Genomic DNA, 9,349 nt, shown 5'->3' with positions numbered 1-9,349 from the left:
GCGTCTTCGACGCCTGGTTCAGACACCAGAAAATAGAAACCATCGACCTCAATGCCCTGGCTCGATAGGATGGCAAAACTGTTCGCGATGTCCTCGCACACCTGTTCGCGATGTCCCCAGTCCAAACACCCTTGTGGGAGAAGGTGGATCGGCGCGCAGCGCCGAGACGGTTGAGGGGTGTTGGAAGAAACTCAACGCCTCACTCCTTCCAGCACCCCTCATCCGGCCGAGCTGAGCCTGTCCTCGGGCTTGCCGGAGGCAAGACCCGTGGGCTCGGCCACCTTCTCCCACAAGGGGAGAAGGGGGAGCTTCACTGCAGCTGCGGTTTCTTGAGAAAGCTGTTGCGGTCGGCCGACTTGACGCGCAGCCAGGTTTCGCGGCCGTCGCGCACAACCCGCAACGGGATCTCGGCGCCCGCCGGGTTCTGCCACAACTTGCGGTAGAAATCGGCGAGCCCGTCGACTTCGCCGTCGCGGACATCCGAGATGATGTCGCCCTGGCGCAGGCCGGCTTCGGCGGCCGGGCTGCCTTCGGCGACGCTCATCACCACAACCTCGCCATTGCTTTCGGCGGAGAAGGCGCCGAGCCATGGGCGCGGTGGCTTGGCAACCTGGCCGCGTGTCAGGAGATCGTCGAGAATGGGCGGCAGAAGGTCGATCGGCACCACCATGTTGATATCGGCGATCTCGCCGGCGCGGCTCATCTGCAGGCGCAGCGAACCGATGCCAAGCAGCCTGCCATCCTGCCCGATGAGGGCCGCACCTCCCCATGACGGATGGGCGGGCGCGGTGAAGATCGCTTCGTCCAGGAGATACTCCCAATAGCCGGCGAATTCCTGCTTGGTGACGATATGCGCGCTGACCGCCTGGCCGATGCCGTCGGCGAGCACCACCGGGTCGCCGGCCATCGCCCTGGCCGCGTCGCCAAGGGCCACCGCAGGCAGGCCGAGCGGCGCCAGCGCCTGCACCAGGCCGAAGCCCGATTCCTGGTCGTAGGCGAGCGCGTGCGCGGGAATCACGCGCCCGTTGTGGTCGGTCAGCCAGACTTCTTCCGCCTCGGTGATGAGATAGCCGATGGTGAGCACCAGCCCGTTATCGCGAATGACCACGCCGCTGCCTTCCCGGCTCGTGCCCAGCGCATTGGCGGTGAAGGCATCGTCGGGGATCGAGGCGCGCACCGCCACGATGGACCGCAAAATCGTATCGATGGTCATGCTCTCAACCCCGGCAATATTCATGACGGCCGCCAAAGGCCCGATATCCCTATAGGTATGGCGCAGGTGACGAGGCGCAAGGGCATCGGTGAGCCCTTCTCCCCTGGGAGAAAGGGCATGCGGCGTCGACTATAGTTCAACATAAGTTGAACTTCCTGCTGACCGCACTATCTCTATATGCAGATGAACCTGCCCCACGAATCTCTCGCTTCCGTCGCGCAAGCTGATCCTCCCGCTCACATCACAAGGCCTCCCGAGATGAACCAATACACACCGCCGAAAGTATGGACCTGGAACAAGGAAAATGGCGGCGCCTTCGCCAGCATCAACCGGCCGATCGCGGGCCCGACGCATGACAAGGAGTTGCCGGTCGGCAAGCATCCGCTGCAGCTTTACTCGCAGGCGACACCGAACGGCGTCAAGGTGACGATTATGCTGGAGGAGCTCTTGGCGCGCGGCCACAAAGGCGCCGAATATGACGCCTGGCTGATCAGGATCAACGACGGCGACCAGTTCGGCAGCGGCTTCGTCGAGGTCAACCCCAACTCCAAGATCCCGGCGCTGATGGACCGCAGCGGGCCAAAGCCGATCCGCGTCTTCGAATCCGGCTCTATCCTGGTGCATCTGGCCGAAAAATTCGGCGAATTCCTGCCGACCGAGCAGCCGGCGCGCGCAGAAACCCTGTCGTGGCTGTTCTGGCAGATGGGCTCGGCGCCCTATCTCGGCGGCGGCTTCGGCCATTTCTATACCTATGCGCCGGAAAAGATCGAATATGCCATCGACCGCTTCGCCATGGAGACCAAGCGCCAGATGGACGTGCTCGACCGGCGCCTCGCTGAAAGCGAATATCTCGGCGGCGACGCCTACACGATTGCCGATATCGCCGTGTGGCCCTGGTATGGCGGGCTGGCCAAGGGCCGCATGTACAACGACGCCGGCGAGTTCCTGTCGGTCACGGAGTACAGACACGTGCAGCGCTGGGCCGACGCGATCGACGCGCGGCCGGCGGTGCAGCGCGGGCGCATGGTCAACCGCACCTTCGGCGAGCCTGCGATGCAGCTGCACGAGCGCCACGACGCCAGCGATTTCGACACCAAGACGCAGGACAAACTGGCGGCGGAGTGAGCAGAGCGGATGACGCGTGGCGCCGGAGGGTTCCGGCGTCCGGAGGGACGGTCACTTGCTGCGCTGCTGTTCAACTCGACCACTGTAACGGCATGATGGGGTGGACGGCTCCCTTGTTTGAGATCTCATACGACCTCACTCTGGCACATTCGATGCCGTCGGGCGCCGTCCACCCCATCATGCCGTTACGGTGACCGAGAAGTGCAGCGATCCAGTGCTCGCCCCTGTGGTCAGCCTGAATCTCAACAAACCTTAGCCTCAACCGAGCAGCATCGATAGAGGCAGGAAGCACTTGGGAGTTCAGGATTGCACAAGCCGCAGGCAGGCTTCCGCGCTGCCCAATCCAGGCATATGTATCCGCAAATATATACTGGTTGGCTAAAGTAACGGAACGTCCAATGCACATTCCCAGAACCGAACAAGTCCGCTTTCAAACGGCCTAGACCAAGCTGTCTATCTGATAAACATTATGGTCTAGGCATGTTGATATTGGTGCCGGCCTGACCTGGATCTCGAAACCGCAAACCGTCTCGATGGTCCAGTACTCGCGGGTCGCGGATTACCTGTGTGTCTTTCGCCCGGTTCCATAGATCAGCCGGATGACGAACACAAAATATCCGACCTGCGAAACGATCAAGGTAAGAACCGTCCAGCCCAGCGCCTTCCAGATCGAACCCGTTGCCAAAAAAGTCGAGAGCGCCACGACGAATGACGCGGTGGCCATCCCCACCAGGAACTGTGGAAAATTCATCGTTTTTCACGGCCGTCCCAGAGCTTCTAACAGCCGCGACGACCACCCTTGCCCATTTACCCCACACCAACGTTTTCACCCTTTCAATGGTTGCGCAAGTGGCAAATGGATCAGAAGTGTGTGCATGCTTAATGCATCCTATGGTTGAGACGCTTCCTGGCTGGTGCTGTTCCTTCAAAAGAGCTGATTAGTGAGGGAAGGCACGATGGAAATTTGTTGCCTGCCGGGCACTCGGGGCGCAACGTAGGTCCTACGGGCTGAGATAAAACAAGAATATCAGTCCAGGGGATGAATGGGGATGACATGGCGCTCAAGATAATCGGCGCGGGATTCGGACGCACGGGCACATGGTCGACCTTTGCCGCGCTGAACAGGCTCGGCTTTCCCTGCTATCATATGCAGGAAGTGATCCTCAACAAGGCCAACAAGGGCCACCTCGACTTCTGGCGCAAGGTAGCGAACAGCAAGCCCGGCACGCCGCACGACTGGGACCGGGTGTTTGCCAACTACACGGCGACGGTCGACAATCCCGGCTGCTGCGTGTGGCGGGAGCTGCTGGCCGAATACCCTGACGCCAAGGTGCTGCTGACGCCCCACCCGCGCGGCGCCGAAGGCTGGTACGACAGCACGATCGACACGATCTACTTCACCGAGAATCTCTGGCAGTTCAAGATTTTGGAGTGGCTGACGCCGTTCGGCCGAAAATTCAGCGACATGTCGCGCAAGCTGATCTGGGGCCGCGTGCTGGCCGGCGTGATGGACGACCGCGAGCGGCGATCGCACGCTACAACGCCTACACCGAGGAGGTGAAGGCAGCCGTTCCGCCGGAAAAGCTCCTGGTGTTCAGGGTGACCGAAGGCTGGGGGCCGTTGTGCCGCTTTCTCGGCGTGGCGGAACCGCAGGAGCCGTTCCCGAACCTCAATGACCGCTCAAGCGTCAAGAAGGTGATCCGCGACGTCATCAAGGGATCCTATATCATGCTCGGGCTGTCGATCGCGGGGGTGATGGCGGTGCTGGGCGGGATTTTGTGGTGGCTGGGGTAGTGGTGGCGGTTGGGTGGGCAAGCCTCTGACAGCGGCTGCAGCTCAGGCGATATTCTTGGATACGCAGGCGGGACAGCGCGCTGTCCCGCCGGCGTCAAAATTACAACAGGCGCAACACTGCCGCTCAGGCCGACATGGCCATTGGCCTTGCGCTCTTGTTGGGGATCTGGATGTCGATTTCCAGCGTCGACATCGTCTCGCCGCGATCCATCGAGACCTGCAGAAAATCCTGGTCGATCTGCACATGCCTGGCGATGACGGCCATGATCTCCTCGCGCAGCACCGAGACGAGATCGGGCTGGCTGCGGTTGCGGCGCTCATAGGCGAGCAGCACCTGCAGCCGCTCGCGCGCCACTGGCGCGCTGCCGCGCCGCTTGAAGAGGTCTAACAGGCTCATGCTGCCCTCCTTCCAAAAAGCCGGTCGAGAAAGCCCTTGCGCTCGAACGGCACGACGACCGGCAGGTCCTCGCCCTCGAGCCGTTTGGCCGCCTCGATATAGGCGCGGGCGGCGGAATTCGTCGGATCGCTGAGCGTCACCGGCGAACCGAGGTTGGAGGCCTTGAGCACGTCCTGGCTCTCGGGAATGATCCCCAGGAGCGGCGTCGACAGGATCTCCAGAACGTCGTCGATCGAGAGCATTTCGCCGCGTGCCGCGCGCGCCGCATCATAGCGCGTCACCAGCACGTGCTTGGCGATCTGCTCGCCCCGCTCGGCCTTGACGGTCCTGGCATCGAGCAGGCCGATGATGCGATCGGAATCGCGCACCGAGCTGACTTCGGGATTGGTGACGATGACCGCCTCGTCGGCAAAGCGCATGGCAAGCTGCGCGCCGCGCTCGATGCCGGCCGGGCTGTCGCAGAAGACGTAGTCGAACACCGAGCGCAGCTTGTCGATCACCTCGCCGACGCCCTCCTCGGTCAGCGCATCCTTGTCGCGCGTCTGCGAGGCCGGCAGCAGGAACAGCGTCTCGACCCGCTTGTCGCGGATCAGCGCCTGCGAGAGCTTGGCCGTTCCCTGGATGACGTTGACCAGGTCGAACACCACCCGCCGCTCGGCGCCCATGATCAGATCGAGATTCCTTAAGCCGACGTCGAAGTCGACCAGAGCCACCTTCTTGCCGGTTCTCGCGACCGCAGCGCCAAGGGCGGCCGTCGAGGTCGTCTTGCCGACGCCCCCCTTGCCGGAGGTGACCACCACTACCTTGCCCATCTATGCCTCCATTATTGTTGGTATTGTTAAGCGTCTGAATTATGCGATGCGCTTAAGTCTTCGTTTTTATTCAAAAACCGCTGCGTACTTTCGGGCGACTGCATTAGCTGAACGGCGCGATGCGCAGTGTGTCTTTTTCGAGAAATGCCTGGACGGCTTTTCCACGCAAGGAAGGATCCATCTCCTCGGCGGTGCAATACCAGCCGTCGACCGACAGCAGCTCGGCCTCGTTCCTGCGGCAGAAGATGCGCGCCGCCGAATGGCCGAGCACACCGGCCGACGCCCGCCCGCGCAGCGTGCCGTAGACGTGGATGGAGCCGGCGGCGACGATCTCGGACCCGGAGGCGACGGAACCGAGCACGATGACGTCGCCATGCGCATGAAAGACCGACTGTCCCGAGCGGATCGGCGTTTTCACCATCAGCGTGGCCGGCGCTTCCGGCGGCCTGTCTTCCGGCTGCTTGCCCTGTTCCGCCCTGCCCGTCTCTTCCGGCCTGCCCTTGCTGTCGGCCTGCATCAGCAGCCCGGCAGTGGCCTCCTTCGCGCCGATCAGCACCGGCGGCAGATTGGCCTCGAGCGCCGTGCTGCCGTCGAGCTCGATGGCGTAGATGCGGATGCCGCGCAGGCCAAGCTCGGCGACCAGCGCTTCGATCTGACCGACCTCAGGCTTTAATGTGTTGAGGTTGAGCACCACTGGCCGGCCGGCAAAATAACCTGGCGAGTTGCCGATCCAGCGATCGAGGCTTTCCAGCCACTCCGAAAGCGGCGCCTCCGGCGTGAGCGTGAAGGCGACAAACGAGCGGGCGCGAAAACGAATGGATTTGGTCTCGACGGGGGCGGCGAAGGTCACGGACAGCGATTCCTTACTGATAGGTAAACGCTAGCCAGCCATGGTTAACGAAAGGTTAACGGAGGGGTGGAATAAGGGTTAGAAAGGCGGTTCCTGACAGAGCCGCCTCAGGTCTCTGTATGGGGATCGTTGCTGTTCAGACTGCACACGCGGATCAACCAGTCTCCGCCGGCCTGGCGCTCGAAGACGTCGAGTGATGTCCCTTCTCCCGCGGCCTCGCCTTCTGAATAGGCGGCCAGGCACCAGGCCAGGTCGCCGGAGCTGCCCGCCTTTATGACCGTGAGTTGCTTGTCGGCGCCACTGCCGTCCTGAGTCCAGATGCGATGAAGCGCCTCTATCGCGGCACGGCCGCGAGCCGGTGGCGCATAGGGCGAATGCAATTCCGCGTCCTCGGCAAACTGTGCCGCGCAAGCAGCGGCATCGCCGGTCCGATAGGCGGCGGCATAAATGTTCCAAAAGGTCTGCAAGTCATCACGGATCGACATGGCATTTCCTTTCGCCTGCCGCCGGCCGGCTCATCACACTTTCCCCTCGGTCCCGGCTCCGGACGGCACGGCCAGTTTACATCAATTTGGCTAAGATTGCGGAACTCCCAATGCGAGCACGGGTGAATGGCAACGGTGCCGCCATGCTGCGGCTGTCGGCCACCGGGGTGGCGGCGGTGATCGCGCGCTGTGGTGGTGGCTGGGGTAGCGCGTCAGTAGGCAGCCGGACGGCGCGGGAAATCGCCAGCCCTTTCCTCGACACCTTGCTGGTCAAGTGCCCTTCGCTGCGTCCTCGATCAGTTCCGCAAGCAAGGCAGAGAACCGCTCGTCAGTCCTATCCCCTATGTTTCCTACTTCTCTCGCCACCATCCCGGGCGAAGAGACTGACACTTGCCCACTCAGCTGAACGTTGACCGTGAACGTCCTTCCGACTGCCTCCTTCTCCATGCCTCGCTTGCTGTAGACTTTGAACCGAATAGATGGTGTCGACGCTTTGGCTTGGCGGCGTGGCGCGGTGTCCATCTCGACAGTCACCTCGCCCGCCACTTCAGCCTTGGCCGCTTCCAACGAGGCAACCACGACGTCGTTTAGCCAGGCCCTGGCTTGCGCGCCGAAGTCCACCACCTCGGCCTTCTCATTGCGGACCTTCCCTCCTTGCTCACGGGCTTCCTTCCCGCGCTCAAGGGCTTCTTTGAACTTGGACATCGTGGTTTGCCTCCGATTATGGGCGCATGAGACCAGCCGTCACACCGCCATGCTCCTCCTAATGAGTAGAACGCGCGCAATCGGCGTCCGTTGCGTAAGCCGAGCCCCGTGGTACGCCGCTGCGCACGGTAGTAACCTTCTGGGGCGGTCGATCGCCGGGGTGGCGGCGGTGATCGCGCGCTGTGGTGGTGGCGGGATAACGTGTCTTCAGCCGAGCCGACAGCGCTGGAAATTCCCTGCCCTTTCCCACAAGATGCCTGAACATCCCCGAGGGTTCGACATGTGCAACCTCTACAACATCACGACGTCGCAGGAGGCCATCCGCCAGTGGACCCGCGCCCTGCGCGATAGTCTCGGCAATCTAGAGCCCTCCATCGACATCTACCCCAACCAGCCCGGCCCGGTGGTGCGCAACGCGCCGGACGGGACGCGCGAACTGGCCAACCTGCTGTGGGGCATGCCGACGCCGATTGAGCGGGTGAAGGGCAAGGCCGACTACGGCACCACCAACATCCGTAACCCGCAATACGGCCACTGGCAGCAATATCTCGGCGTCGAGAACCGCTGCGTGGTGCCGCTCACCAGTTTTGCCGAGCCAAGCCCGACGCACGGCGACAAGGATCCGGATACCGGTATCCAGAAAAACTACTGGTTCGCGCTGAACGAGGAGCGGCCGCTGTTCTTCTTCGCCGGCCTGTGGACGCGCTGGCAAGGCGTGCGCAAGGTCAAGGACGGCCCCGGCGAGTTCGAGCTCTACGGTTTTCTGACCACCAGGCCAAACGCGCTGATCGCGCCGATCCACGAGAAGGCCATGCCCGTCATCCTGACCACACAGGAGGAAACCGAGACCTGGCTGACGGCGCCGTGGTCGGAGGCCAGGCACCTGCAGCGCACGGCACCCGACGACGCGCTGGTGATCGTCGACAAGCCGGCGACGCAGATCAAGTTTCCGCCGCAGGCGCCACAGGCGCCGGTACAGGGTTCGCTGTTCTAAAGCTTGAACTTCTGCAGCACCCAGATGTAGCCCTTCGGCGGATGGTCCTGGTCGATGAACTGGGTCTTCACCGTCGTGTTCGTTCGGCTGCACCGCTTGCACTTGAACCGGATGGTCTCCAGCGGCTTGTTCCAGCCCACCACCTTGGCCACGTCGTTGGCCCGAAAACGGCCAACATGATAGCAGTGGCCGCACTCGACGATCAGCAGCATGTTGGCCTTCGCGGCACGTCCAACGCTGTCCATCGGCCCGGCCATGGCTCATTTCCGAGTCAAATAATCCTCGGGAAGCGGAAGCAGGCCAAGATCCGGCACCCGGAAATCGGGCTCCTTCTCCGCTACGCTGGCCATCACCTCATGCAATTTTTCGACAAGCCCGCAAAGCTGCCAAAACAGCTCGCCATGCGCCTTCAGATGCAGTTGCGACGAAAGCACCGTCCTGCGCAGGCTGAGAGCGTCCCTGATGATCGCCTCCGCATCCCTCGTCGACAGCCTGTCAAACCGGCTTTTTCGTCTGCCCATCGCGGCTCTCCCCAGTTTGTGAGCAACCGCCCCACCTACCGACAAATAGGAAGGCATTCCTCACGGAGTCAATTCACTCTTGAGATTTTTGTTCCCGTTTTGTTCAATTTGAACAGAAACTGTCGGAGGCACCGTCATGGACCACATCGTGACGCTGGACAGCCGCCAGGAGGCGGCCCTGCAGGCCATCGCCGACAAGTTCATTGCCCAGCACAAGGGCGACGCGGTGAAGGCGCTCAAGGAAATGATCGTGCTCAATGGGCATCTGCAGGAGCGGTTGGATGCGGTGGAGGGAGCGTCGGGCGGTGTGGTAAGCGCTCAGAGATGACGGTAGCAGGACGCGTGTTCAATCGTGCCGTTCGAAGGTCGCCTTAGCGCCATGAACGGACGTTCTTGGTTCACAGGTTCATTTCGCGGATGCCACAATGAAACGTGCCGCTCCGTGTGACTAGA

General features: G+C 62.2%; 12 protein-coding genes and 1 pseudogene. 4 read left to right on the top strand and 9 right to left on the bottom strand.

Going from position 1 to position 9,349, the window contains the following annotated elements; all coding sequences use genetic code 11:
• Positions 1-310: 310 nt before the first annotated feature.
• Complete coding sequence (locus AC0L3N_RS33015; RefSeq protein WP_473551809.1) at positions 311-1,213, bottom strand: S1C family serine protease; 903 nt, start codon at positions 1,211-1,213, stop codon at positions 311-313.
• Between the two features lie 258 nt (positions 1,214-1,471).
• Between AC0L3N_RS33015 and yghU the strand changes: the two genes are divergently transcribed.
• Positions 1,472-2,338, top strand: a complete 867-nt coding sequence (gene yghU, locus AC0L3N_RS33010) for a glutathione-dependent disulfide-bond oxidoreductase (protein WP_473551807.1) — start codon at positions 1,472-1,474, stop codon at positions 2,336-2,338.
• Positions 2,339-2,897: 559 nt separating this feature from the next.
• On the opposite strand, the gene AC0L3N_RS33005 is transcribed toward yghU, so the two are convergent.
• Positions 2,898-3,089, bottom strand: a complete 192-nt coding sequence (locus AC0L3N_RS33005; protein ID WP_258123291.1) for a hypothetical protein — start codon at positions 3,087-3,089, stop codon at positions 2,898-2,900.
• A gap of 288 nt (positions 3,090-3,377) precedes the next feature.
• On the opposite strand from AC0L3N_RS33005, the pseudogene AC0L3N_RS33000 reads away from it, so the two are divergent.
• Positions 3,378-4,132, top strand: a pseudogene (locus AC0L3N_RS33000) (sulfotransferase family protein).
• 124 nt (positions 4,133-4,256) lie between these two features.
• Here the strand turns inward: AC0L3N_RS33000 and minE are convergent.
• From minE to AC0L3N_RS32975, 5 genes are all read right to left on the bottom strand, one after another.
• A complete protein-coding gene (gene minE / locus AC0L3N_RS32995) occupies positions 4,257-4,529 on the bottom strand; it encodes a cell division topological specificity factor MinE (protein WP_473551804.1) in 273 nt (90 codons plus the stop codon).
• Complete coding sequence (gene minD / locus AC0L3N_RS32990; protein ID WP_095492283.1) at positions 4,526-5,341, bottom strand: septum site-determining protein MinD; 816 nt, start codon at positions 5,339-5,341, stop codon at positions 4,526-4,528. The genes minE and minD overlap by 4 nt, the downstream gene beginning before the upstream one ends.
• Before the next feature lie 103 nt (positions 5,342-5,444).
• Positions 5,445-6,191 (bottom strand): septum site-determining protein MinC, encoded by a 747-nt coding sequence (gene minC / locus AC0L3N_RS32985; RefSeq protein WP_473551802.1) that lies wholly within the window; start codon positions 6,189-6,191, stop codon positions 5,445-5,447.
• Positions 6,192-6,298: 107 nt separating this feature from the next.
• A complete protein-coding gene (locus AC0L3N_RS32980) occupies positions 6,299-6,676 on the bottom strand; it encodes a YybH family protein (protein ID WP_473551799.1) in 378 nt (125 codons plus the stop codon).
• Positions 6,677-6,946: 270 nt separating this feature from the next.
• Complete coding sequence (locus tag AC0L3N_RS32975; RefSeq protein ID WP_473551798.1) at positions 6,947-7,381, bottom strand: hypothetical protein; 435 nt, start codon at positions 7,379-7,381, stop codon at positions 6,947-6,949.
• Between the two features lie 280 nt (positions 7,382-7,661).
• Between AC0L3N_RS32975 and AC0L3N_RS32970 the strand changes: the two genes are divergently transcribed.
• Positions 7,662-8,375 (top strand): SOS response-associated peptidase, encoded by a 714-nt coding sequence (locus AC0L3N_RS32970; protein ID WP_473551797.1) that lies wholly within the window; start codon positions 7,662-7,664, stop codon positions 8,373-8,375.
• Here the strand turns inward: AC0L3N_RS32970 and AC0L3N_RS32965 are convergent.
• Entirely contained in the window at positions 8,372-8,632 is a 261-nt protein-coding gene (locus tag AC0L3N_RS32965; RefSeq protein WP_292210749.1) for a hypothetical protein, read from the bottom strand. The two genes, AC0L3N_RS32970 and AC0L3N_RS32965, sit on opposite strands and share 4 nt — an antisense overlap.
• 3 nt (positions 8,633-8,635) lie before the next feature.
• Positions 8,636-8,896 (bottom strand): hypothetical protein, encoded by a 261-nt coding sequence (locus tag AC0L3N_RS32960; protein WP_473551794.1) that lies wholly within the window; start codon positions 8,894-8,896, stop codon positions 8,636-8,638.
• Positions 8,897-9,032: 136 nt separating this feature from the next.
• Between AC0L3N_RS32960 and AC0L3N_RS32955 the strand changes: the two genes are divergently transcribed.
• On the top strand, positions 9,033-9,224 hold the full coding sequence (locus AC0L3N_RS32955) for a hypothetical protein (RefSeq protein WP_473551792.1): 192 nt from the start codon (positions 9,033-9,035) through the stop codon (positions 9,222-9,224).
• Positions 9,225-9,349 lie beyond the last annotated feature (125 nt).

It is taken from the genome of Mesorhizobium sp. WSM4807, assembly GCF_055811615.1.
This window is presented reverse-complemented; position numbering and strand designations above follow the sequence as displayed.

Excerpts from the sequence above, each read along its gene's own strand:
- minD (WP_095492283.1), bottom strand. The coding sequence starts at position 5,341 with ATGGGCAAGGTAGTGGTGGTCACCTCCGGCAAGGGGGGCGTCGGCAAG.
- yghU (WP_473551807.1), top strand. The coding sequence starts at position 1,472 with ATGAACCAATACACACCGCCGAAAGTATGGACCTGGAACAAGGAAAAT.
- AC0L3N_RS32975 (WP_473551798.1), bottom strand. The coding sequence starts at position 7,381 with ATGTCCAAGTTCAAAGAAGCCCTTGAGCGCGGGAAGGAAGCCCGTGAG.
- AC0L3N_RS32955 (WP_473551792.1), top strand. The coding sequence starts at position 9,033 with ATGGACCACATCGTGACGCTGGACAGCCGCCAGGAGGCGGCCCTGCAG.
- AC0L3N_RS32960 (WP_473551794.1), bottom strand. The coding sequence starts at position 8,896 with ATGGGCAGACGAAAAAGCCGGTTTGACAGGCTGTCGACGAGGGATGCG.
- AC0L3N_RS32980 (WP_473551799.1), bottom strand. The coding sequence starts at position 6,676 with ATGTCGATCCGTGATGACTTGCAGACCTTTTGGAACATTTATGCCGCC.
- AC0L3N_RS32970 (WP_473551797.1), top strand. The coding sequence starts at position 7,662 with ATGTGCAACCTCTACAACATCACGACGTCGCAGGAGGCCATCCGCCAG.
- minE (WP_473551804.1), bottom strand. The coding sequence starts at position 4,529 with ATGAGCCTGTTAGACCTCTTCAAGCGGCGCGGCAGCGCGCCAGTGGCG.
- AC0L3N_RS33015 (WP_473551809.1), bottom strand. The coding sequence starts at position 1,213 with ATGACCATCGATACGATTTTGCGGTCCATCGTGGCGGTGCGCGCCTCG.
- AC0L3N_RS32965 (WP_292210749.1), bottom strand. The coding sequence starts at position 8,632 with ATGGCCGGGCCGATGGACAGCGTTGGACGTGCCGCGAAGGCCAACATG.
- AC0L3N_RS33005 (WP_258123291.1), bottom strand. The coding sequence starts at position 3,089 with ATGAATTTTCCACAGTTCCTGGTGGGGATGGCCACCGCGTCATTCGTC.